We start from the raw sequence: 23071 nt of genomic DNA on the forward strand, positions 1-23071 counted from the left end.
GCCGCAAAGATAAGAATTTTAGTCCGTGATTTCTATTACCTTAAACTCCGTCCTTCTGTTGGTTTGGTGCTCTTCTTCGGTTTGGGCATTTTCTATGATCAGCTGTCTCTCCCCGTATCCCCTGGCTTCCAGACGGTCACTGTCAATTCCCTGAGAGACGATGTATTCCACAGCAGATTCTGCCCTTCTCTGAGAAAGGTCGTCATTGTAGGCATCACTGGCCCGGGCATCGGTATGGCTGCTGAGTTCTATCCTGATTCCGGGATTGTCTTTCAGGATTTGGACAAGTTTATCCAATTCTTGCGCTGCATCAGGTCGTATTTCAGCTTTATCCAGATCATAATAGATGTTTTCAAGTACGATGGCCCGTTCCAAAACCAATTGTTCCAGAACAATGGTGGTATCCAGGGTAATGTTTGTAACCTGCTCGATAAGTTCATCCTGGGAAGGCGTTTTGCCTACGGTACTGTAAGGAATGCTTTTGGTGAAATAGCCATTTTTGGAAGCGATCATGGAGTAATTTTTTTCCGGTTCCAGCGGGAATCTTAACCTACCGTTTTGGCTGGAGAAGTTACCGTCGATGGTCTGGTTGTTTTCATCGTACAAAACTACCCGGGTTTGGGGTAGAATTTTCTCCTCGCCGTTCTCTAGTCTTTCCCTGGTCTCCACGTTCAGCAATACATTGACCACTTTTGGTGGAGGGGTCATGTCTTTGAAATAATAAATGTCGTCATCTCCCTTTCCTCCCTCGCGGTTGGAAGTAATGAAGCCTTCTTTGGGATAATCGGTAAAAAAGATCCCAAAATCATCTGCCAATGAATTAAAATTGGGACCAAGGTTACGGACAACAGCTTTGCCATCTTCTTCTTTATAAACGAACAGGTCCAGCTTGCCATAACCTGGATGACCGTCAGAGGAAAAATAAAATTCCCCGTTGGACATGGGACGCGGAAACATTTCATTGCCTGGGGTGTTGATCTCAGGGCCCATATTGACTACATTTCCAAAATCTCCATTGGCCAATTTAGTGGATTTGTAGAGGTCGGATCCTCCAAATCCTCCCGGTCTGTTGGAAGCAAAATAAAGGACTTCTCCATCAGGGCTAAATGCAGGAGTAGAGTTCCAGTATTCCGGTTCCCCATTTACGGGCATGAAAATGGGCTCCGTAAATCCACCGCCTCTGAAATAGGATGCAAATAAGCTCACATCGGGGAGATCGTTTTTAGTGCCAGCGTTACCTCGTGCGTAAATGATGGTATTGCCATCGGGACTGATCGCAATGGCTCCCTGATTCAATCCTCCTTCATTCTGAAATTCAGGAAGGGTCTGAACATTCTGAGCATCTACATTTACCCCTTCAGCGCGGGCCCTGAACAAGCGGGTATAACCTTGTCCTGTAGCCGGATAAATATCTCCGGCTCCCCTGGAACTGGTGAAATAAAGGTAATTTTCACTTAATACCGGAGCGTAATCTATTCCGGAGGTGTTTAAAAGCTCATAGTTTTCCAATTCGTGGTTGGGCCATATGGGCTCTATGGACGAAATGGCCTCAATATTTTGGATTTCCTTTTCAGCCAGGGCAATTCTTTCATCGTCCATGGTCAATTTTTTGGCCGCCTCAAAAGCTGCCGTTGCTTCTTCGTAGAGGCCTTGCCCTTTCAAGCTTTTCCCCTGGTAGTATTGGCTTTCGAAGGTAGCATCCTCTTCGGAAACTTTTTCATAAAACTCAGCTGCTTTTTCCACTCTGTTGGAAAGCCGGTAACTTTCTGCCATATACAAGTTGGCCTTACTGTTGTCGGGTTCTTTTTCCAGCAATTTCGAATAGGAGTTGATGGCTACCTGATACTCTCCCGCACTGAATTGATTTTGGGCTTTTTGTTGCAGACTGGTACAGGCCACCTGCAGTAACAGAAATCCCCCCAGGAGTAAGAATGAACTGATTAGACTGGAATGCGTTGCTTTTTTCATGTGAATAGCTTCCCTTACAGATTTATTTGGCGAAATACTTTTTTAACCAGCTATGATCTGCCGGTATCAACCATTGGTTTTCCAAATCTGCTATTTTGTTAACGCCCGGATTGAATACTTTACTTTGGGCTTGTAGTGATCCTTCATTGATATGTTTCCTGATTTCAGGCAGAAAGGCTACTTTAACGCCATGGGAATCCATGTAGGAAACCTTACCGCTATCCAGGAGGTTGATGTCCAATTCGGTTTCAATTTCCCTAAGGATCTTTACCGAACTGTCGATGGAGCAACCACTTGCGCCCAGTTTACTTTCATCCACTGCCAGGACAATGAATTGGTCGTATTTGATATCAAAAGAACTCGGCATCAGGCTGCCGTGGGTATTCCACTGGTTACAGAAAGTCACTAATTTGGAGATGATCCAGGTTTTTTCCTTTTCATCAAATGGTCTGTCTGCCTGATACACCCAAATTCTTGCCTCATGGGGCATATCTTCAAAAGGTAAATACATGCTTTGGCTCCTTTGTTTTTAATGAATAAATTGTTAATGGTTTTGTCATCCGTTTATTACCAATTACAGGTTAAACGTAAATTGATTTTATAATGATACAAAATATACTTTAAGATCGTTTAAAAAAACCAAAATACCGAAACACAGGCAAGTTGGCCTGTATCAGCTTATTCTATAAATTCTGGTCTTTGGCTATCAGTTCGGCCAGGTCCAGCACATTGACCTCCTTTTCTTTTTCCTTGTTTTTTATACCATCTGCCATCATGGTCAAACAGAAAGGACAGCCGACAGCTACGGTTTGGGCACCAGTCTTCAATGCCTCTTCGGTTCTTTCTATATTAATATCTTTTTTACCTTTTTCGGGCTCCTTAAACATCTGGGCACCACCTGCGCCACAGCACAGTCCCTTGGAGCGGCACCGCTTCATTTCCACCAGTTCCATGTCCAGAGCTTTGATCACATCCCTGGGTGCCTCGTATACATTATTGGCGCGACCCAGGAAACAGCTATCGTGGAAGGTGATCTTTTTACCTTTAAATGAACCTCCACCCTTCATGACAATTTTGCCTTCATTAATGAGTCCCTGTAAAAACTGGGAATGATGCATGACTTCATAATTTCCCCCTAGGGCGGGGTATTCGTTTTTCAGGGTATTGAAGCAGTGGGGGCAGGCAGTGACAATTTTTTTCACCTGGTAGCCGTCCAGTACCTGAATATTGCTCATGGCCTGCATCTGAAACAGGAATTCATTGCCGGCCCGTCTGGCAGGGTCGCCGGTACAGGTTTCCTCTTCACCTAATACGGCAAAGTTGATTCCGACTTTATTCAATATTTTCACAAAAGCCAGGGTGACGGCCTTATAGCGTTCATCAAAAGATCCGGCACATCCCACCCAGAAGAGGACCTCCGGACTTTCACCGGCCGCGGTTTTTTCCGCCATGGTGGGAACTTGATAGGTAGTATTGTTCATGCTCATTGGGTTACTTAGCTTCTTTATTGATTTCTGATGCCCAGTTGAAACGATCCGATGGAGCGAATTTCCAGGGGGCAAAACTGGTTTCCACATTCTGGAACATGGCGTTCCACTGGGCAGGACTGCCGCTTTCCTCCATCGCAGTATATCTCCTCATCTCCAGAATGATGGACAAGGGGTCTATGTTGATGGGGCAGGCTTCTACACAGGCGTTGCAACTGGTACAGGCATTGATTTCTTCCTGACTGATATAATCTCCCAACAGGGATTTGCCATCATCCAATCCTTTTTTCCCTGCTTTGATATTTTGGCTTACTTCTTCCGCCCGGTCTCTGGTGTCCATCATGATTTTTCTGGGAGAAAGCTTCTTGCCAGTGATATTGGCCGGGCATTCGGCCGTGCACCTGCCACATTCTGTGCAGGAGAATGCATTCATGAGATTAACCCAGGAAAGGTCATTGATGTCTTTCGCCCCAAACCTACCGACTTCGGCCGGTGCTGTTTCATTGCCTGATGGAGCATTTTGCAAGCCCAGCATCAGCTGTACTTCTCTGGTGACCACATCCATGTTAGGCATTTTTCCTTTGGGTTCCAGGTTGGCATACCAGGTGTTTGGGAAAGCCAGGAAAATATGGAGGTGTTTGGAATAGGTCACATATACGGCAAAGCCCAGAATACCGATGATGTGAAACCACCAGGCAAACCTTTCCCAAAATACAAGGGAAGCATTACTCATCCCGTCAAAAAGCCATTGGAAGCTGCCGCTGATCCATAAACCACCCAGGGGAATGTATTTTTCCACACCCCGGTAAGCCAATAACTGATCTGTGGCATTCATGGTCAGGATGGCCAGCATCAATAAGATTTCAATCCATAGTATCAGATTGGCATCCAATTTTGGCCAGCCCTTTAATTCAGCTGAGCTCAGACGAGGAACTTTGGTAATATTTCTACGGACAAGGAAAAACAGACAGGAGACCAAAACACCCAGTGCCAGGATTTCAAATATATTCATGGCTGTGGTGTAAAAACCGGCCAATACCGGAGCAAAAATCCTATGGGTGCCTGCCAGTCCATCGATTATGAATTCCAAAACCTCCAGGTTGATAACCACAAAAGAAATGTAAATGACCAAATGAAGTAGGGCAGGACCCAATCTTTTGAACATTTTTTTCTGCCCAAAAGCGACCAATGCCATGGTTTTCCATCTTTCTTTCGGATTATCTGTGCGGGAAGCCGGTTTTCCCAGCATCATGGTCTGCCGGAGGTAACTGACCCGTCTGTATAACAGGTAACCTGCCCCGCCTAATACCAGTAAAAAAAGGATTTGTGGTAAGCTGCTCATATTGAATTGATTATTCTAAGTCTTCTATTTTTTTAGCCAAATCATTTGTACAAAAGTAACAAATACCTACCTTTGCATCACTTTCGGCGGTGATGTAGCTCAGTTGGTAGAGCATCGGACTGAAAATCCGTGAGTCGGTGGTTCGAGCCCACTCATCACCACCCTTGGCCCTGACATTGTCAGGGCTTTTTTTATGCCCTCATTTTCTGGATTTCCGAAGTTTTTCCTCATTTTGCTCAAGATAATTTTGTGTCGGCAAATTAATAAATAGTCAGGAGGCATACTATTTTAATTTAGGTTTAAACCCTGGGGTAGATTTCTTGTTCAAATTTTCGTCCGAATCACCTTGCCAAAACATAAAAACTTCTAAACAAAAAAAAATTTTTCCGAAAAGTGTAACCTTTCGGTTTTTCAATCATCATCTACTTGTATGAAGTCCTTTTTTGAAACCGAAATTTGGCCCCTTAAAAACCGGCTTTACCGTTTTGCCTTGCTTTGGTTAAAGGACAGAGATAAAGCACAGGATGCCGTACAGGAGACCATGACCAAGGGATTCCTGCACAGTAATCAACTGGAACACATGAAGAATCCTGTGGGCTGGATGGTGAAAACATTGAAAAATGAGTCGCTGATGCAAATCAGGAGGGATGGAAAACATGAAGTACTGGATGAAGCTGATTCCCAACTGATGGTGGTTGAGAGCGAGAAACAGGACTTTTCCCGGGAGGTGAAAATGGTTTACAGGTTTTTGGACCTGTTACCGGCCAAACAGAGGGAAATTTTCTACCTCCGGGAGGTGGAAGGATTGAGATATCAGGAAATAGCAAGCTATATGGAATTGCCCGAAGAGCAGGTGAAAGTAAACCTGCACCGGGCAAGGAAAAAGTTAAAAACCTATCTGGAAAACAATGGAAATGGACAAATCTGAATTGTGGGAAAAATATTGGAAGGGGGAAAGCAGCCTGGAAGAAGAAAGTTTGCTTTTTGGGGAGCAGGAAGAATTGACTGAAAATCACCCTCATTCCGCCTTTAGAAAAGGTATGGCCGCTTTAAGAGACGAAAAGCCCAAAGCTTTCCCAAAACCGGCTACAGCTTTTCCCTGGCAAAGGATGGTAGCCGGGATAGCCCTGCTCTTTACCCTTATGGCTTGCTGGTGGGGTTATGCCAGCTACCGGGAGCAGCAACAAATGCAGGCCTATCTGCAGGTGGTGGAGGCCATGGAGATCTTACAGGAGCAACTCCATAAAGGTAGCCGCCAACTTGAAAATGTGGAAAATCTGAAATACCTGAATGCAGGATCAGATTGGTATGAAATCAATAATCAACACCAAAGATGAAAAAATTAGTAGGATTGGTCGTTTTGCTTTTACCTGTACTGGTACAAGCGCAGGAAGATGCCATTGAGCGCTTCTATGACAAATACATGGAGGATGAGCGCTTTTCCCGAGTGTATATAAGCCCCAAAATGATGCAGATGGCAGGAGGCTTCCTGAATTCCAATAGTGTGGAGGGGGATGAGGATGCCGAGGAATTGTTCTCTCTTATTTCCAAAGTGAAGGGCATCCGTATCCTTTCCGGTGAACAGGTAAGTGGGCTGAACATGTTTGATGAGGCCATTGGGCTGCTCAACCGCAATAAATACGAAGAACTGATGGATATCAAGGATAAGGGGAGTTCGCTGAAATTTATGGTGAGAGAGGAAGGAGGCAGGATAAAAGAGCTGCTGATGGTTTCGGGAGCAAATACCGAATTCACCCTAATGAGCATGCTGGGAGATTTTACCTATCAGGACCTGAACATGTTATCCGAAAAAACCAACCTCCCGGGCATGAAGGAATACGGGCAGGGCAATAAGGAATAAAATATTTACCATTTAAAAATCAACGATTACAGTTATGAAAAATGCATTGAACATCGCTTTCCTGTCCCTATTATTCTGTTTGCCCCTGAGTCTATTTGGGCAAAGTAAAAGCGTAGACCGGCTTTACAATCAATACAAAGGAGATGAATCCTTTTTCCACCTGGATCTGGCGGGCAATTTCCTGGATTTTGCCAAGGGCTGGGATATCGATATTGAGGAAGCCAACCTTTCAGCCATTACCGAAAGTATCGAAAGGGTAAAGCTATTCAAACTTCCCGTAAGTGGAGATCAGGCCCGATCCGATTTCAAAAAGCTGTCTCAGGGCCTGCAGCGGGAAAATTATGAGTTGATGATGGAAGCAGAAGAAAAGGACAGCGGGATTTCCATCTATTCCCTGGGGGAGCGAAGTATGAAAGGCCTGGTGCTGCTGATCCGTTCCAATGAGGATGCGGAATATATGGTAATTGAGCTGGAAGGCCAGTTCGACAAAAAAGCGCTGGCCAAAGTAGGGAAGGGTATTTGATCGGTTCAGGGCTGCGTTAGAGAATTAGGAGATTTTGGAAACTGCATCCCTGTAACCCTTGAGGTCTTCAAGACCTCGAGGGTTTTAATAGTACACGTTCTGAAAAAAGACCCTCGGGGTTGGAGAAACCCCAAGGGTCAATGTCTATAACCGTTTAGGTCTTTGAGACCTCGACGGTTTTATTTGTGCATGTTCCGCGAAAAGACCCTCGGGGTTGGAGAAACCCCAAGGGTCTGCATTCTTTCGAGACCACGACGGTTTCAATCGGGTGAAGTCCGGGAAAGACTTAATTGGACGGGCACTTTATAATAGAAAGGAATTTTCAAGCGCATAATTTTTTCCGTATTTTTCTTTTTCAATCAAATCAATACCCATGAAGCAATTGATATGCGGCTTGATTTTCCTGTTTTTGGCAGCCTGCGGATCAGGCGAACCTTCTGATGAAAATGGACAAGCACCTGTGTTGGAATTTACATTGGATACCGTGCAGATCGATGCCAATGGGGAAATCCTGTTTCTGAACAATAGCTTGCGTTTTGCTGATCTGAGTAGGAACAAACAATACCTGTATAATTTAAACAGCCAAACCAACACCATCGAACAAATCGACCTGGATAAATTGGCCCTGCAGGCTTTGCTTCCTTTCGAAAAAGAAGGGCCTGACGGCATAGGGCCATATATGTTCGGAATGAGACTGGTGGAGGAAGATAAATTCCTCATGTCCGGATATGGCAATCATGCCCTTTTTGACAGTAGCGGCAAGAAATTGGCGGATGTGGGTCCGGAAACAGTCCCATCTTTCCCATCGGAAATGGAAGCAGGGAACGTGCTGTTTCCTGTACGGTTGCCAGAGACTACAGCTTCTTATGCAGGGATCTATAAGGTTCCGGGGGAAAGAGAACCCTGGTTATTGTTTTGGGATACCGAAGAAAAAAGCTACCGGAAAATAAGGAATCCCCTCCTCGAAAAGTCCGTGCAATACCAATCGGACTTTAATGATGGAACGACCGCATTACATATAAGTGGAGGGGAATACCTGGAGGTGGAAAATGAGAGGGTCTTGCTGTTCCTGGCGGGAAGCTCCGATCTGTATGTACTGGAACCCGGGGAAAAAGATTTCGAGGCGTATACTTTTGAAAACGGTTGGCTTCCCCGGGAAAGGGAGACCCTCTTTCCTGAAAAAATAAACGATAGGGCCTTATTTCAAGAACTATATAAAAAAGCTAATGAGGAAATTTTTTACCACAAGCCCATTTGGGACGGAAGTCTTCAGGTCTATTACCGGTTTTCCCACAAGCTGGAATACGAAGTTGGAATCAGTCCTTCGGATGGTCTTTTTCCAAAACCTAAGGGAGCCAGTGTTTTTCTAACGGTCTACGATGCCGATTTTAGTTTGCTGAGAGAATCTGCCGTTCCTGAATTAGATCAGCCACCTTCCTACCACTTCGCCAAAGACGGCAAAATCTGGGTTTTTGAGAATATAGAAGATGAAATGGGTTTTGTAAGGTTGAGCTTTGATATGTGATTTCGGATTGTTTGTAGGTTGTTTGTAAAATATCTGAACCATATAAGGTATAGAAGGACATATAAGGAATTTTTTAGTTATTCTGATTGTATTGGGATTTATCCTATAACCTGACGGAAAGCATGGATATTTAGTCATTAAAGTATTCGGTGAAACCTCCTCTTATAATCCCTTATATTTCTTATATGGTTCAAAAAAAGGAGGAACCATATAAGGCATAGAAGTACATATAAGGGGCTTTCATGTATTCGGGGGGAATTTGCTGACCTAACCATTAACCCGCCGACTTTAAGCATGTATATTTAGCAAATAAAGTAATCCGGGAAGCCTCCCCCTTATAATCCCTTATATTTCTTATATGGTTCAAAAAAAGGAGGAACCATATAAGGCATAGAAGTACATATAAGGGGTTTTTAATATAATTCTGGGTGTATTTGAGATACATTCTTCTAATGGTAAAATTTGCCGGGTTTTGTTTCTAATCCTTGATTAGGTTGGCTTAAGGTTATTTTTGGGATAATTGACCGCAATCCAAGCCATTTATTCGGACAGCTTTCCCTTTAGGGAATAGGGCAAGTTCATCAGAGTAAATCGCTTACCAGAAAGCTTCTTCACTGCTGTTGGTTGAATTCCTTATCACTTATCCAAATTGGCAATTTTAGTTTATTTATAATTTTTTAACAATTATTTATTTTTATTGCCATATAAAATTCCTAATTTTTTAGTCTCAATAAACACCTATCTTATGAAACAGTCAATTTTTATTTTGCTATGTGGAATGATGTTAGCCTGCGGAGGCAGTGATGGGGGAAAAAACGGGGATCAGGTTCGTTTAAATTATTCCATAGATACCGTGATGGTTCATCCTGGCCAGGAAATCCTGTATGTGAATTCCAGCCTATATCAAGCCCAACTTAGCAAGGATAAAAAACACCTGTATAATTTCAACCATACGGAGTTTGCTATCGAAAAGATCAACCTGGATGACCTGGCTTTCGAAGAAAAAATCATGCTGTCGAAGGAGGGTCCAGATGGAGTGGGGCAATATTTTTATGGGTTCCTGCTCAAGGATGAAAATTCCCTTCTGGTCAGGTGCTACAATCAGGATAATATTGTAGACTTTAATGGGAAGAAAAAAAGTCAAATTGACTTTAAGAAATTGGGAGATGAGACAGAAAAGCTTTCGGATACGGAGAGCCTCATTTCTGCGGTGCTGGTTCCTGAGCAAACTGACGTATACTATGGTTTAATATCCAGCTGGGAAGAAGGCAATACGGAGGTTGCCAAAATCCATGTTGAAGAAGATAAAATCCAACGGTTTGATATTCCCATTTTCGAAAAGGCGAAGAAATTTGAAATAGAGATCGCTGATGGAGGGAGATTTACCATGGCCAAGTATATCATTAATGCAGGTGATAAACTGATAGTAGGTGTAGAGGGAACCAATGAAATGTATGTGTTAGACAAGGACACCGGTGCGGCCCGGCATCATGAATACACCAGCGAACTCACGGCCATAGAGAAAACGGGAAACTATCCTTCACAAGTTGGGGGAATAGAGGAGTTTTCCGGTATTTACAGGAGAATATTGGAGGAGGTAGGATTTTTGCCCCCGGTTTGGGATGAGGTCAATGAAATGTATTACAGGTTTTCCTTTATCATGGAATTTGATGACAATGCCGAGAAACCTGAGGGAAGCCCCTTTCAACAGCCATCCGGAGCTAAGGTGTTTTTGACGGTTTACGACAAAGACCTGAACATGTTGGCCGAATCAGCCATTCCCCAAATGAAAAATCGACCACCTTTTCATTTTGCCAAAGAGGGCAAACTTTGGGTCTTTGAGAACATCGAAGATGAGATGGGGTTTGTCCAATTTGGTTTTGATTTATAATCTGATGGTTTGAGGAGTTAAATTATCTTTGTTTTAACACGAATTTATTTGTATTTACTTTAAAAAATCCTAATTATTTAGTCTAAATAATATTTTAACCACATGAAGCTTTTAATTTTCTTTTTCCTATTTGGACTTCTTGCAGGCTGTGGGAGCAATGATAATCTGGAGAAAACCGGTGAAATCCGCCTGGATTTTAACCTGGATACGGTGATGATTAATGGGGGAGAACAGCTTGTTTTTCCATACCTGGTAGCGTCAAGAAGTTTCTTTATTGAGGATAACCGCTTTTTGTTTAACTTCAATGATTTTGACCATACGGTAGAAAAAATTGACCTGGAAAAACTTGAGTTGGCCGCTAAATATCCCTTTGAAAAGGAAGATCCCAACGGCACCGGGGAATACGTGGATTACCTGGTATCGCTTGACTCCGGAAAATTGCTCATACAAACGAGCAATCAGGCTGGTTTTTTTAATTGGGAGGGAAATAAACTCGGGGAATTTAACCCTTTGCTGAAGGGAACTTCTGTGACGCATATTGACAGGAAGGCTTTTCAGCCCGTACGGTCAGTGGGGGAACAGGTTTATGGGCTGATTGTTGACAATGCGGCCAATACCAGTGAACTGGGGTATTATAACCTCGGCAGAGATGAATTTTCATATATCCCTTTGGCAAAGGAATTCAGGCATGGGGACTTTAACCTGGAACACAGGGAAGGTAATTCCCGGCGAAGGTATGCGGCAGGGTTCATCATGCAGGCCTATGGTGAGAATAAGCTGGTAGTGGGCAGTACAGTGTCAAGCAGCTTGTTTATTTTCGACCCTGAAACCCGGAAATCAACAAAGAAGGAATTCAACCTTTCCCTGACAGCAAATGAGAAAAAAGGGGTTTACAGGCTAGCAACCGAGGATGAGGCTGCTTTTCAGCGGGCATACGTGGCATTGTATGAGGAAGTATCATTCGGTCCTTTAATATGGGATGTAGAAAATGAACGTTATTTTCGTTTTTTCTATGAGTATTCCTATCCTGATGAGCATCCTCCAGGTGGATTTCCAAAACCTGATTCCACCGCCGTCTACCTGATGGTATTGGATAAGGAACTTAACTTACTTCATGAAACCGCCGTGCCTCAACTTGACCATGTACCCCACTTTTCTTTCGCCAAAGACGATAAAATCTGGATATTCGTAAATATGGAAGATGAGCTGGGTTTTTTGCGCCTCCAAATAGATTTGTGAATTCGAATTTATGAATATCCCATTTTACATCTGATATCCACCCTATTTCCAATTTAAATTCAAATGAATAATCCGCTTGACATTTTATGCTTTGTATTTGGTTTGATTTTTATGCTGATGTCTTGTGGATCTCCAGCGGAAAAGGAGATACAGGAACTCACAATCAGCGTAGATACCGTACAGATCGATCCGGGAGAGGAACTGTTGTTTCTCAAGTGGGGGCTTGAGCTTTCCGGTCTGAGCGAGGACCAACGTTACCTGTTTAATTTTGATGTGGAGCAGCACCAGCTCGAAAAAATTGACCTGGATTGTCTGGCTCTGGAGCGTAAAATTCCCTTCGAAAAAGAAGGTCCTAACGGACTAAATAGCATTCATTCCCTCAAAGGTTGGGATAGAGGTCGCATATTTTTTAGCACCTGGAAGGGGCCGCTGCTTTTTTCAGAGTATGGCCAGCTTGAACATACCTGGAATGTGGATCCAAAGGGATTTTCCGGGGATGTGCTCAGCGAGAAGGAATCCCTGATAGGTGTGCAAATTGACCCTATCCGCAATCGTCGGTTGTATGGGCTTGTCAAGGAATTCCAAAACAAGGAAGTAGAATTTGCGAGGGTGGACATGGATCAAAAGCACATCTACAGGTATTCAGTCCCTGTATTAAACAAAGTGGAAACTTATACTGCTTTATTGAACACGGGGGAGAACTTAGCCTATCACGAAGTAAGTACATATCTTGAAGTGGTGGAAAGTGGTGTCTTGTTTGGAGCGGAAACCGGCAGTGAATGGTACCTATACGATCCTGTAGGAGATTCCATACGGGTTGCTTCCTCTAAAAGTAGGTGGCTGGATGATGAAAATAGGGCTATAGGGGGTGATTTTGGGGCAGCAGGTGAATTCACCCGATATTACAAGCAGTATATGGAAGGACCCCATTACTTTTTGCCTGTTTACGATGCACAAAATAAACGGTATTGGAGGCTATTTTATGAGCATTATTTCACCGTCGAAAAAACAGAAGGACTTTTTCCAAAATCCTCCGGCGTAAATGTTTACCTGGCTTTATACGATGAGGAGTTGAACCTGATCCAGGAGGCCAAACTCCCCTTTTTAACCCAGAAGCCCTCACGGCATTTTATTAAGGATGGGATGCTTTGGATCTTTGTCAATCTGGAGGATGAAATGGGATTTGTCCGCCTGGAAATTGATTTGTGATTTCGTATTTTTTTCAGAGAAGTGTTGTAAAAGCTTCATAGTGAATCTTCACCCTTATAATACCTTATATGGTTCAAAAAAATGGAACCATATAAGGCATAGAAGGACATATAAGCGTTTTTTAGATCAGGACACTTTTTCAATTTATTCTTTAAGCAATAGTTAATGATCTATTTCCAGAAAAAAACACCAAAATGAGCCCTTACCCTTATAATCCCTTATATTTCTTATATGGTTCAAAAAAAGGAGGAACCACATAAGGTATAGAAGTACATATAAGTGGGGGAATGTGATTCAGGTTGTATTTGCGATTCAAGCGCCCCGAATCACAAATCAGCTTTCCTAAATCCTATCTTTGAAGTATTTTTTGGTAATTTTAAGCTTGTTTTGAATTTGATGCGTTGTTGTCTAAATAAAACCCATTGGTCTAACCAGAATATAAATAAGCTTTTACATGTTAAAAAATCCACTTGTTGCAATTGCCGCCCTTATTTTAGCTTCTTCACCTTTGCTGCTTCAGGCACAGGAAAGGCATGAATATGAGATTTCCATTCTGGGCATCAACATTGGTGACATGGTAGCCACCAAAGAAACCAAAGCCGATACCACGTATTTTTTGCTGAGAAGTGAGGTGAGCTTCTGGTTTTTTGGGCGGATCAACCTGGATTATACCACCAAGGTAAAATACCATCAGGGGCAGTTTATCGAATCAACCGTAGAAAAAAAGACCAACCGGGGAGATTTTCTGTCCAGGATTTGGCTGGAAGATGGGGTCTATGAAATCCGGGCCAATTCCTATAAATATGAATTCAATGATCAGGTCGGTGAAAAAATCGACTACAGTGCGGTACGTTTGTTTTTTGAGGAGCCGAAAGGTAAAAAAAGGATGATTACCGAAAACCACGGCCAATTTGCCAGCATTAGCTCCAAAGGAAACGGGGCCTACGATACCTATGTGGAAGGCAACGAAAACAACTACCAATACGAGAATGGTAAATTGCAGGAGGTGAGCATGCACAGTCCCATCAAGAATTATGTGATACAGCGTAAGGAATGATGGTTGCTGAATTTATTCGATGATGGATAGGTTGATAGCCTTTGACCCGAATAGATTGGTAGTATTTTGACTTAATCCTATACCCAAAGCATCCTCGCTAGTGAGGTTGCAAACGCTGTTTAGTTGAATTCGCCATTGCAAATGTCGAAAAGCGGATTATGGTTAATACACCATTATATCCCACCGAGGTTGGCGAGGAGCTCTTATTTCCGGATGGGAAAGTTGGTAGGCAGAGCGTTGTTCAACCCCTGCCGGGGTTGCGTGAAGGTTGGATTCTCGCAGACCCCGGGTTTCGCCCGGGGGTATTTTTGTTGAAGCCCTTCAGGCTTCGGCATCAAGGGGGAGTATGGTAATGAATAAAGAAGTCCAATGACTCGATTGGCTAGAAACTGGTTCGAAAGAAATTTGAGATTTCCAGTCAGACTAATTGGTCTGGAATCAGATAAAATGCCTTTGATTTCCTATTCTGCACCAACCGATTTCCCTAAAGTAACCCAGGCCTGAATGGCCTGAACAACAATAACCGTGGGTGCAGCCCACGGCTGATGGATACTTATTTCCTCCAACCCCGGCAGGGGTTGAACAATCGATCTTAAATTAGTAGGTTACAAATTTACCATAAAATCGAATATTCAATTTTCGTTTTTCATGGTAAAATAGTGTTGAAGACCTACTTTTTAATTTATATTTACATAGAATATTTTTTAATTCATGGTAAAGCAAAGGTATATACAGGCACTGGTTGAAGAATATATGGAAAATACCGGGGATCTTTGTCATCAAGCAGATAATCAACGTGCTGGGACAGCATTACCAATACTGTTTTTACAGAACCCATCAGGGGGCGGAATGTGATTTGTTATTGGTAAAATCCGGAAAGGTCGAATGGGCCATTGAAATCAAAAATACCCTTTCACCTAAAATCACTAAGGGGTTCCTGATTAGCATGGAAGATAAGAAGGCAGCTAATGGGGCAGTTATTTCACGGGTGGAAGAAGGTTATCCGATGAGGGAAGGGCTGAGGAAATATTCTTTGCTGGAATTCTGTAAAGTGATTAAAAAGGGGAAATAAAGGGGGAGAGAAAAGCTAAAAATTTTAAAATGTAAATTATTTCAACTTATGAATGGATTTCAGTTCTAAGATGTCCAATAAATCTTTAGGTCTGGCAGCTCTTCTTTTACTTTCGAGCAGGTCGTATAAGTTAAGGACATTCCATTTAAACGGGCCATGTTCCCTTATTTCCACTTTTACGCTTTCTGCAAAGGCTTCATCAAAGCTTTTTCCAATCTGGAAATTTGTAATCAATTCCAGGTTCAGATCAGCAGGAGAGAATTTTACGGATATATTTTGTTCTTTTCTTTTAACCTTATCGGGAAAGCTGTCGATCTCATATCCCATTCGTTGAAATACCTGTAGTAGCTTGGAGAAATTTTCTTCGGAGGTATCTATCCAAAAATCCACATCTGCGGAGTGTCTTTGGTAGCCGTGGAAATTAACCGCCCCGCCTCCAACCAAAAGCATTTTTACCCCTTCTTTTGATGCTTCTTTTAAAAAGGCATCAATGTTTTCCTTCCAGATTTTTGTCATGGGTTTTGATTTCAATTATGAAATTGTCCGAAGGGGCTTTGTTGGTTGAATTGACGGGGAATCTCTTTAGGTTTTCGCAAAGGTCCAGAAAAGCATAGAACCGATCTTCCGGTGCCAGCCGTAGAAATGCGTCCCGCTGTTCCCGATTGCTTTCTTCTTTGGTCTGAAACTTGATTTTCATGTCGGAAGCTTTTTTATGTCCTAAATATAAGGTTTAATGGATAGAACGAAGAAATTTTAATGAGGATCTGTGGAATTTTGAGCTCATTAAAAGGTTGTTTTATTGGTTTTAGGAAAAAAATCTAATATCTTAGTTTACAATGAAAACCCCATACCCTATTAAGCTGATTCCTTTTCTTATTCTTGGTTTTATTTCCAGCTGCAATGATCGTTCTGGAAATGAATCAAAAACCATATCCTTCTCAATGGATACTGTGGTCGTAGATGCAAGGAATGAATTCTTGTTTCTAAATGGAAGTCTCGCTGGAGCAAGCATTTCCCAAAACAAAGAACTTTTATATGTATTTAATAGAATCGAAATTGCGCTGGAAATAATCGATCTAAACAACCTTATATTAAAGGAAAAGATACAGTTTGAGACTGAAGGGCCGAATGGAATAGGTCCTTGGATATCCGCTTTTTCAATTTATAAAGATGATAAAATTATTTTTCATACCAATAATAGGTATGGTCTCTTTGACTTTGAGGGCAAGAAAATCCAGGATCATCACTTTGATTCCGTGAGTAGTGGCTTGAGTGAAGTGGAATATTTAAGCAGATTGTTTAATTGGGATAACGAAAACATGCATTTTGGAATTATTTCTAATTCAGTTTCCGACAGTTATTATTTGGGGCATGTTGATATCCAAAATGAAAAAGTCGCAAGGGTGCCTTTGCAAAAATTTAAGGATTTAAAAGATTATTATGTGACCTGGTCCCGAAATGGACAAGTCTCCGGAGGGTTCGGTCCTAGAATACAGATTACTCAATCACCCGAGAAATTGATTTTGAGTAGTGATTATGCCAATAAATTTTACCTATATCATCCCGATAGCATGGATTTAATTTTCAAAACGGTTGAAAGCAGCTTAGTACCGAATCAAAAAGAATTACCCAGCTTCAATATTGCCGAATCCACAGAAGAATATCACAGTTTTCAACAAACCTATTTTGAGGATATTAATTTCTTACCCCCATTTTGGGATGAAACAAGAAAGGTTTTTTACAGATTTTCATTTAAGGAAATATATGGAGATAAGAAAAATCAGTATGGTAAGGCCATTTCGTCAAATAGCCAGGTTTTCCTCACCGTTTTTGACAAGGATTTAAATATACTTTCCGAGACAAGGGTTAGGGAATTGAACAAAAAGCCAGGATTCCACTTCGCAAAAGACGGGCAGATTTGGATTTTTGAGAACTTGGAAGATGAATTGGGTTTTGTTCGGCTCAGCATAGATTTTTGATTTCGGAATTTTGGCGCAATATTTTTTTAACATGTGGAGGGATTAATATCCTGGAATAAAATTGATGGCTTTAAAAGCAGGGTTTACAGCTGTAGGTTTGCAAGCCCTATTTATCTGAGTTCAGCATGGCAAACTCTGAAAAGCTGGTACACCGTTATTTCTTCCGAGGTTGGCAGAGGAGGCCTTATCTCCAAAAAGGACGGTAGGTTCGCAGGCTCTTGTTCAACCCCTGCCGGGGTTGCGTGAAAGCTGGATTCCCGCAGGCCCCGGGTTTCGCCCGGGGTTATTGTTGTTGAAGCCCTTCAGGCTTCGGCATTAGGAGTTTGATAATGAGGGAAGAAGGCCGCTGATTCGATTAGCTGAGAATTGGATTGAAAGTAATTTGAGATTTACGGTTTCATTATTGGAATTGAGGTATAAAATCCTCATTTATTTCTAAGTCTGTTGGGTAAGATTCCCTGGATCATCCCAGGCCTGAAGGGCCTGAACAACAATAACCGTGGGTGCAGCCCACGGCAGATGGACTACCGATAACTTCCAACCCCTGCCGGGGTTGAAACTGACGTAGCTGCCTTAATAAGAAAAGAAGTCCAAACCTTTGATTAGCCTGGAATACCCCTTTCACCAAAATAGCGAACTTTTGGTGAATCAAATCACCAAATATCCGGATTATTGGTGAAGAGCTGAATTTCAAGGATTGAAAAATGCAGGGAAATTGGAGTAACTTTAAAACTGTTTTAAGGAGATTTCATTAAATTTTGGCGCCGGTTAAACAATAATCCTTCAGCCACAAGCCCTGAATTTGGTCCTTTTGGAACTTCCAATAGCCAATACATAATGCTTATCCCCATAAGCAAGATAGGTACCTGGTTCAATAAAATGTCAACTATCACAATTATTCCTTTGAAAAAGTGTTATTTGGGTTTTTAACACTTAGGCATGAGAATAGAACTTATATTATTCTTATTTCTTTATTCCTCCGCAGGCAAAGTCCAGTCATTTCCGTAGAATCCTGCAGCCTTGATGGCTTCAACGCCTTTTACCGGCAGCTCGGAGGAAAATACGACGAAATCCGGGAAGCCGCTTCCTCCGGCAAAGTATTGGTTGGCATTGGCTATATGCAGGCCTTTCAATCCGGTACCGCTTACTACGGCAATACTGAGTTTGTCATTGTCTTTTCTTGGGACCATGAAATAGGTTCCCAGGTTATCCTGACGGAAAACTTCCTCTCCCATGCTGATCTCATTCCTGCTGACCTGAATGGGGCTTTCATCCAGAAGTGTTTTCCATGCCCGGTTGGTATCGGCATTGCCATAAATAATGATCCCCCTGTCACCCTGTTTCTCCAAATCAAATTCCCTATCTGAAACCAGGTCCACGGCACCATTCCCCCTGTAATACCAGCTTTCTGCATCAAAACGTGCCTTATTGTAGGCCCATTCATTTTCAGCTTTGTTGCCAGCCGTGCCGTACACGAAGATCATCCGGTGGTTAAAGGGTTCTTTGAACGTTCCGTTTCTAAGGATGCCCTTGGCAGAAGGATCCGGTTTTTGTCCCGGTGTCCAGGCCTTGTTGCTTTTGTGCAGGTAAAGGGTAGGTGTTTGGTCCTTTACCCATACCAGCTCTTTCCCGTCCAGGTCCAGAGAAATGCTGTCTCCGACCTGAAAATACTGGGTATCAATACCCAGCACGGCTATATTCTCTGTTTGCCCACTGATTTTCAACCCTTCCATATCTCGTTGCAGGTTTGCCCGGCTGTAGGCCAGGGACTGTTCCTGTTGCAGGATATGCAGCCATTTGTTGCGGGAGGAAACGGCTGTATTGGCGGTAGAAAAGTCAATGATATGGGTCAGACTGTCGGGGCTACGCTTATGCCATTTGAAATAATCGAATAAGGGAGCCCAGTCTACACTTTCACTGCCAAACCAATGGCTGCCTCCCGGATATTCGTAGTAGCTGAAGTCCGGATGAAACTCCGCCAGAATGCCCCGCATCTGCCGGGCATAATTGACAGAGACCACCCGGTCATTGTCGCCATGGTGGATGTAGACCCCTCCCGCCGCATAGTTTTTCGCCAGTTCGATGGTGTTACTGGGGTTGCTGGCCCGTAATAAAGTTTTTTCCAGTTCGCTTTCGGGGTTTTCCGGGATTTTTCCGTCAGCAGAACCATAGCCCATCAAGGTGGGATAGCCGGCGCAGGGAGCGATGGCCGCCCACCTTCCGGCAAAAGTAGCTCCCAAATACCAGGTACCATGGCCACCCATGGAATGTCCGGTCAGGTAGATCCGGGAGGGATCTGGTTTGAATTTTTCTACTGCCAGACCCAGGACTTCCATGGCATCTATCCTGCCCCAGTCTTCCCAGTTGAATCCCCTGGGCCGACGGTTGGTAGGGGCTACCAATGTTCCCCAGTCTTTTTGCTGATAGGCCCTAGCCTGGCCTATGGCTTCCACGCCTGCACCATGCACGGATAAAAACAAGGCCGAACCGGGGCTTCCCCCATCCGTTTGGGGTGCTACGCCATAGTACTGTACGCTGCCATCGATTTCGCTGACAAACGTCTGCTTGTAATGTTCTGTGCTTTCTCTTGCATCCAGGCTTACTGTTTGATTATCGACTACTTTGTTTCCCAGCAAAAGGTTTAGAGAACAGGCATATTCTCCGGTTTCTGATATATCGTTGGCATTTATTTCAAAACCTACCTTTCGAATGCTCATGGGTGGAATGGTAGGAAGGGGAGTGGTTACCACTTTTTCGTTGAGTATGGACTCCATGTTGGCATTGTTGATAGGCTTGGGGGTATTGTTGATGACCACCACTGCTCCCATAAGTGCACCATTGTCCTCTCCCAAGACAATATCCGGAAGGGTAGCATCTGCTACTTTTAGAAGGGCCGGTTTTTGATCCAGCAGTAATTCTGCGGCAATTCCCGACCAAAGCCCGTTAAACCGGGCTAAAATTTCATTTTCACCTTTCTCCAAGGCTATGGGCAGGTAAAGCCAACCGTCCCCGTAGATATCCCCCGCTCTGGGAACACCATTGACATATATCATGCTGCTACCACTTACCTTTAAAAGCGCATTTTGCTTTTTATCCGAATCATAGGTAAAGTAGAGGTACCCACTTCGTATCCGCCCTTTAAATTTACCATCTTCTGCAGGCTGGATGGTCTTCCAAACGCCATCTATATCGGCGGAAATCCCCTGTCCTTCTTCCGGCTTTTGGAAAGTCCCTTCGGCCAACTGGAACGCCACAGGATCCGTAAAGATCACCTCCCTGCCATACCGGTGAATATTTTCCAGAAATAATCCGCTGGTAAAAGTGGTGCTATTTTGGGTATAGGCAGGGGATATCCCTAAAAGTACCCAGCTAATCAAAAAATATACTTTCAGGTAATGCTTAGAAACAAATTTCATAAAACTAGCTGGTCTTAGGGAAATAATTGATTAAAGGATTGCCCCAAAAATAACCCTTTTGATCTGATAATCATGTGGGTTTGTACTTTTTTTATAAAAACGTATGATCGATCCTGCCCGTTACCAAGATTGCAAATCCAACTTATCTGGGTTCGACATTACAAATATCAAACAGCGCGGCTCCTCGGAATTTGTAATTCCGTGGAACAGATAGGGAGGGATTTGTAATCCCCGGAATGGGCTGAAGTAACTTAGGGAGAATTGTTTTCGGAATGCAGTGAAGGAATAGCCAGTTTTTAACGAAATTCTTGTCCCGAATTCTGGGTATGATGGATCAATGGGAATTTAATTTCTTGATTTTAAATTAACCTTTTAATAGGTTTTTAAACCATATTTTTTAAATTTATAGTTCTAAACGGATAAAGTTATGGCAAAGATTTTTCCCTTATTGGTATTCCTTCTAATTCAGATAGCCTGTACCAGCGAAAACCAAATGGAAACCCTGAGTGGCAGTACCTCCCTGGATTATGCCCTGGACACGGTAATCATTGATCCCGGAGAGGAATTGCTTTTTGTGGCAGGAAGGTTGTACAATTCGGACCTTTCCCCAGACGGCAAGTATTTATACAATTACAATCAGCATGATCATAGCTTCGAACAGATTGATCTGGATGAGAAAAAGTTTGTCCGGAAACTGCCTTTTGAGAAAGAAGGGCCTAACGGCACGGGTGATTTTTTCCGTTCTTTTTTTCTTTTGGACGATGAACATATCCTGATCGTCACCTTTCCGAATCCGCTAATTTTCGACCTGAATGGTAAGAAGTTGAAGGAACTGAAGTTTCAGGAATTAATCACTGATGACAGTAAAACCGACGTTAGACAGGCCTTCCTGGTTGAGATGAATCTTCCTGAACAGAAAAACCAATACCTCGGTTTTCTCAGAAGCTTTGAAGCAAAATCGACGGAACTCATGCGGGTTGATTTAAACGAAGGTAGTACCAAAACGATGTCCATTCCCCAATTCGAAAACCTTAAGAATTTTAGTTTGCAATTTACAGATGGGAAAAGCTCCATGATTTCTGGCCCTCAGACCTATCTGAGTCGAAAGGGAGGTAAAATCTTGCTGGGAAGTAATCTTAGGAATGAAATCTACCAGTACCTGCCTGAAACCGACAGCCTGCGGGTATTCACCTACCAAAGTCAGCTTACCGACAATGAAAAAACGATTCCAGGGGCTAGCGAGTTTGATACTCAGGAAGGTTTTTTGGAAGCCATACGGCAGGTAAGAGAAGAAATCAGTTTTTCCCCACCTGTTTGGGATGAGCGGAATAAGGTGTATTACCGATTTTCCCACAAAGAAGTTCTGGAAGAACCGGATACAGAAAACTTTCAATGGCCTGCTGCTACCTCTGCTGAGGTATACCTGACCCTATTTGATGAAAATCTGGAAATGCTGGCAGAGACAGCGGTACCAGACATCACCATGCCGCCCCAGATGCATTTTGTCAAGGACGGGAAGATCTGGATGTTTGTAAATGTAGAGGATGAAGTTGGGTTTGCCAGATTGTCGATGGACCTGGGGAGACGAACATTTCCTTCAGAGGGGGTATCGCTCCATGAAAACTAAATCATTTCATACCATGAATTGATTTCAGCTCTAAGATATCCAACAAATCTTTGGGTCTGGCGGCTCTTCTTTTACTTTCAAGCAAGTCATATAAATTTAGGACGTTCCATTTAAATATTCCATGATCCCTTATTTCCACTTTTTCACTTTCGGAAAAGGCCTCATCAAAGCTTTTTCCAATCTGGAAATTTGTAATCAATTCCAGGTTTAGATCAGCAGGAGAGAATTTTACGGATATATTTTGTTCTTTTCTTTTAACCTTATCGGGAAAGCTGTCGATCTCATATCCCATTCGTTGAAATACCTGTAGTAGCTTGGAGAAATTTTCTTCGGAGGTATCTATCCAAAAATCCACATCTGCGGAGTGTCGTTGGTACCCGTGAAAATTCACAGCTCCACCCCCAACCAAAAGCATTTTAACCCCTTCCTTTGATGCTTCCCTTAAAAAGGAATCAAAGTTCTCCTTCCAGATTTTTGTCATGGGTTTTGATTTCAATTATAAAATTGTCCGAAGGAGCTTTTCTGGGTGTTTTGAGGGGAAGTTTCTTCAGGTTTTCGCAAAGGTCCAGGAAAGCATAAAACCGGTCTTTCGGTTCCAGTTTTAAGAAAGATTCCCGCTGTTCCCGGTTACTTGCTGCTTTGGTTTGAAACTTGATTTCCATGTAGGATGCTCTTTTATATCCTAAATATAAGGTTTAATTGATAAACTGAAGAAATTTTATGGCTGATTACACTTTTCAGTAAGCTTATTTTGAGAATATGGAAGATGAGAAGGAGTTTATAAGATTGAGGTTTAATGGATGAATTTGCATGATGGTTGATAGCGCCATTATTTGTATTTCGCACCTTCAGTAGAGTTGCAAACTCTGTTTATC

Annotated in this window: 21 protein-coding genes and 1 tRNA gene; 13 read left to right on the forward strand and 9 right to left on the reverse strand. The window is 42.8% G+C overall.

The window, feature by feature from the left end:
* Positions 1-18: 18 nt before the first annotated feature.
* From HUJ21_RS09835 to HUJ21_RS09850, 4 genes are all read right to left on the reverse strand, one after another.
* Positions 19-1968 carry an OmpA family protein gene (locus tag HUJ21_RS09835; protein WP_291369248.1) on the reverse strand — a complete coding sequence of 650 codons (1950 nt, stop codon included), beginning with the start codon at positions 1966-1968 and terminating at the stop codon, positions 19-21.
* Between the two features lie 22 nt (positions 1969-1990).
* Complete coding sequence (locus tag HUJ21_RS09840; protein WP_291369250.1) at positions 1991-2479, reverse strand: hypothetical protein; 489 nt, start codon at positions 2477-2479, stop codon at positions 1991-1993.
* Between the two features lie 172 nt (positions 2480-2651).
* The gene (locus HUJ21_RS09845; protein WP_291369252.1) at positions 2652-3449 is read right to left on the reverse strand and encodes a (Fe-S)-binding protein; all 798 of its coding nucleotides are present in this window, start codon (positions 3447-3449) and stop codon (positions 2652-2654) included.
* Positions 3450-3459: 10 nt separating this feature from the next.
* Complete coding sequence (locus tag HUJ21_RS09850) at positions 3460-4797, reverse strand: 4Fe-4S dicluster domain-containing protein (RefSeq protein WP_291369254.1); 1338 nt, start codon at positions 4795-4797, stop codon at positions 3460-3462.
* A gap of 88 nt (positions 4798-4885) precedes the next feature.
* On the opposite strand from HUJ21_RS09850, the gene HUJ21_RS09855 reads away from it, so the two are divergent.
* From HUJ21_RS09855 to HUJ21_RS09905, 11 genes are all read left to right on the forward strand, one after another.
* Positions 4886-4958, forward strand: a tRNA-Phe gene (locus HUJ21_RS09855).
* A 269-nt stretch (positions 4959-5227) separates the two neighbouring features.
* Complete coding sequence (locus tag HUJ21_RS09860) at positions 5228-5725, forward strand: sigma-70 family RNA polymerase sigma factor (protein ID WP_291369256.1); 498 nt, start codon at positions 5228-5230, stop codon at positions 5723-5725.
* Positions 5712-6134 (forward strand): hypothetical protein, encoded by a 423-nt coding sequence (locus tag HUJ21_RS09865; protein ID WP_291369258.1) that lies wholly within the window; start codon positions 5712-5714, stop codon positions 6132-6134. The genes HUJ21_RS09860 and HUJ21_RS09865 overlap by 14 nt, the downstream gene beginning before the upstream one ends.
* Positions 6131-6658, forward strand: a complete 528-nt coding sequence (locus tag HUJ21_RS09870) for a DUF4252 domain-containing protein (RefSeq protein WP_291369260.1) — start codon at positions 6131-6133, stop codon at positions 6656-6658. The genes HUJ21_RS09865 and HUJ21_RS09870 overlap by 4 nt, the downstream gene beginning before the upstream one ends.
* 34 nt (positions 6659-6692) lie before the next feature.
* Positions 6693-7181 (forward strand): DUF4252 domain-containing protein, encoded by a 489-nt coding sequence (locus tag HUJ21_RS09875; protein WP_291369262.1) that lies wholly within the window; start codon positions 6693-6695, stop codon positions 7179-7181.
* A gap of 373 nt (positions 7182-7554) precedes the next feature.
* Complete coding sequence (locus HUJ21_RS09880) at positions 7555-8706, forward strand: DUF4221 family protein (protein ID WP_291369263.1); 1152 nt, start codon at positions 7555-7557, stop codon at positions 8704-8706.
* Positions 8707-9451: 745 nt separating this feature from the next.
* On the forward strand, positions 9452-10597 hold the full coding sequence (locus HUJ21_RS09885; RefSeq protein WP_291369265.1) for a DUF4221 family protein: 1146 nt from the start codon (positions 9452-9454) through the stop codon (positions 10595-10597).
* A 102-nt stretch (positions 10598-10699) separates the two neighbouring features.
* Positions 10700-11836 (forward strand): DUF4221 family protein, encoded by a 1137-nt coding sequence (locus HUJ21_RS09890; protein ID WP_291369267.1) that lies wholly within the window; start codon positions 10700-10702, stop codon positions 11834-11836.
* 63 nt (positions 11837-11899) lie between these two features.
* Positions 11900-13045, forward strand: coding sequence for a DUF4221 family protein (locus HUJ21_RS09895; protein WP_291369269.1), 1146 nt, complete (start codon positions 11900-11902; stop codon positions 13043-13045).
* 454 nt (positions 13046-13499) lie between these two features.
* Positions 13500-14102 (forward strand): DUF6134 family protein, encoded by a 603-nt coding sequence (locus HUJ21_RS09900; protein ID WP_291369270.1) that lies wholly within the window; start codon positions 13500-13502, stop codon positions 14100-14102.
* A gap of 742 nt (positions 14103-14844) precedes the next feature.
* Positions 14845-15174: a hypothetical protein gene (locus HUJ21_RS09905; protein WP_291369272.1), complete on the forward strand. Its 330-nt coding sequence runs from the start codon at positions 14845-14847 to the stop codon at positions 15172-15174.
* A 36-nt stretch (positions 15175-15210) separates the two neighbouring features.
* Here HUJ21_RS09905 and HUJ21_RS09910 read toward each other — a convergent pair whose 3' ends face one another.
* A complete protein-coding gene (locus HUJ21_RS09910; protein ID WP_291369274.1) occupies positions 15211-15690 on the reverse strand; it encodes a nucleotidyltransferase in 480 nt (159 codons plus the stop codon).
* The gene (locus tag HUJ21_RS09915) at positions 15662-15871 is read right to left on the reverse strand and encodes a hypothetical protein (RefSeq protein ID WP_291369276.1); all 210 of its coding nucleotides are present in this window, start codon (positions 15869-15871) and stop codon (positions 15662-15664) included. The genes HUJ21_RS09910 and HUJ21_RS09915 overlap by 29 nt, the downstream gene beginning before the upstream one ends.
* 244 nt (positions 15872-16115) lie before the next feature.
* Between HUJ21_RS09915 and HUJ21_RS09920 the strand changes: the two genes are divergently transcribed.
* Positions 16116-17153, forward strand: coding sequence for a DUF4221 family protein (locus tag HUJ21_RS09920; RefSeq protein ID WP_366483684.1), 1038 nt, complete (start codon positions 16116-16118; stop codon positions 17151-17153).
* A gap of 971 nt (positions 17154-18124) precedes the next feature.
* On the opposite strand, the gene HUJ21_RS09925 is transcribed toward HUJ21_RS09920, so the two are convergent.
* On the reverse strand, positions 18125-20569 hold the full coding sequence (locus HUJ21_RS09925; protein ID WP_291369280.1) for a prolyl oligopeptidase family serine peptidase: 2445 nt from the start codon (positions 20567-20569) through the stop codon (positions 18125-18127).
* Positions 20570-20996: 427 nt separating this feature from the next.
* Here HUJ21_RS09925 and HUJ21_RS09930 point away from each other — a divergent pair, with 427 nt between their 5' ends.
* Positions 20997-22196, forward strand: a complete 1200-nt coding sequence (locus HUJ21_RS09930) for a DUF4221 family protein (protein ID WP_291369282.1) — start codon at positions 20997-20999, stop codon at positions 22194-22196.
* Between the two features lies 1 nt (position 22197).
* On the opposite strand, the gene HUJ21_RS09935 is transcribed toward HUJ21_RS09930, so the two are convergent.
* Together HUJ21_RS09935 and HUJ21_RS09940 are read right to left on the reverse strand one after the other, a co-directional pair.
* Positions 22198-22677 carry a nucleotidyltransferase gene (locus tag HUJ21_RS09935; protein WP_291369284.1) on the reverse strand — a complete coding sequence of 160 codons (480 nt, stop codon included), beginning with the start codon at positions 22675-22677 and terminating at the stop codon, positions 22198-22200.
* Positions 22649-22858 (reverse strand): hypothetical protein, encoded by a 210-nt coding sequence (locus HUJ21_RS09940; protein WP_291369286.1) that lies wholly within the window; start codon positions 22856-22858, stop codon positions 22649-22651. The genes HUJ21_RS09935 and HUJ21_RS09940 overlap by 29 nt, the downstream gene beginning before the upstream one ends.
* Positions 22859-23071 lie beyond the last annotated feature (213 nt).

It is taken from the genome of Cyclobacterium sp., from assembly GCF_014762705.1.
Lineage (GTDB): Bacteria > Bacteroidota > Bacteroidia > Cytophagales > Cyclobacteriaceae > Cyclobacterium.

Excerpts from the sequence above, each read along its gene's own strand:
- HUJ21_RS09900 (WP_291369270.1), top strand. The coding sequence starts at position 13,500 with ATGTTAAAAAATCCACTTGTTGCAATTGCCGCCCTTATTTTAGCTTCT.
- HUJ21_RS09870 (WP_291369260.1), top strand. The coding sequence starts at position 6,131 with ATGAAAAAATTAGTAGGATTGGTCGTTTTGCTTTTACCTGTACTGGTA.
- HUJ21_RS09885 (WP_291369265.1), top strand. The coding sequence starts at position 9,452 with ATGAAACAGTCAATTTTTATTTTGCTATGTGGAATGATGTTAGCCTGC.
- HUJ21_RS09890 (WP_291369267.1), top strand. The coding sequence starts at position 10,700 with ATGAAGCTTTTAATTTTCTTTTTCCTATTTGGACTTCTTGCAGGCTGT.
- HUJ21_RS09935 (WP_291369284.1), bottom strand. The coding sequence starts at position 22,677 with ATGACAAAAATCTGGAAGGAGAACTTTGATTCCTTTTTAAGGGAAGCA.
- HUJ21_RS09835 (WP_291369248.1), bottom strand. The coding sequence starts at position 1,968 with ATGAAAAAAGCAACGCATTCCAGTCTAATCAGTTCATTCTTACTCCTG.
- HUJ21_RS09875 (WP_291369262.1), top strand. The coding sequence starts at position 6,693 with ATGAAAAATGCATTGAACATCGCTTTCCTGTCCCTATTATTCTGTTTG.
- HUJ21_RS09920 (WP_366483684.1), top strand. The coding sequence starts at position 16,116 with ATGGATACTGTGGTCGTAGATGCAAGGAATGAATTCTTGTTTCTAAAT.
- HUJ21_RS09925 (WP_291369280.1), bottom strand. The coding sequence starts at position 20,569 with ATGAAATTTGTTTCTAAGCATTACCTGAAAGTATATTTTTTGATTAGC.
- HUJ21_RS09915 (WP_291369276.1), bottom strand. The coding sequence starts at position 15,871 with ATGAAAATCAAGTTTCAGACCAAAGAAGAAAGCAATCGGGAACAGCGG.
- HUJ21_RS09895 (WP_291369269.1), top strand. The coding sequence starts at position 11,900 with ATGAATAATCCGCTTGACATTTTATGCTTTGTATTTGGTTTGATTTTT.
- HUJ21_RS09850 (WP_291369254.1), bottom strand. The coding sequence starts at position 4,797 with ATGAGCAGCTTACCACAAATCCTTTTTTTACTGGTATTAGGCGGGGCA.
- HUJ21_RS09845 (WP_291369252.1), bottom strand. The coding sequence starts at position 3,449 with ATGAACAATACTACCTATCAAGTTCCCACCATGGCGGAAAAAACCGCG.
- HUJ21_RS09840 (WP_291369250.1), bottom strand. The coding sequence starts at position 2,479 with ATGTATTTACCTTTTGAAGATATGCCCCATGAGGCAAGAATTTGGGTG.
- HUJ21_RS09940 (WP_291369286.1), bottom strand. The coding sequence starts at position 22,858 with ATGGAAATCAAGTTTCAAACCAAAGCAGCAAGTAACCGGGAACAGCGG.
- HUJ21_RS09860 (WP_291369256.1), top strand. The coding sequence starts at position 5,228 with ATGAAGTCCTTTTTTGAAACCGAAATTTGGCCCCTTAAAAACCGGCTT.
- HUJ21_RS09910 (WP_291369274.1), bottom strand. The coding sequence starts at position 15,690 with ATGACAAAAATCTGGAAGGAAAACATTGATGCCTTTTTAAAAGAAGCA.
- HUJ21_RS09880 (WP_291369263.1), top strand. The coding sequence starts at position 7,555 with ATGAAGCAATTGATATGCGGCTTGATTTTCCTGTTTTTGGCAGCCTGC.
- HUJ21_RS09930 (WP_291369282.1), top strand. The coding sequence starts at position 20,997 with ATGGCAAAGATTTTTCCCTTATTGGTATTCCTTCTAATTCAGATAGCC.
- HUJ21_RS09865 (WP_291369258.1), top strand. The coding sequence starts at position 5,712 with ATGGACAAATCTGAATTGTGGGAAAAATATTGGAAGGGGGAAAGCAGC.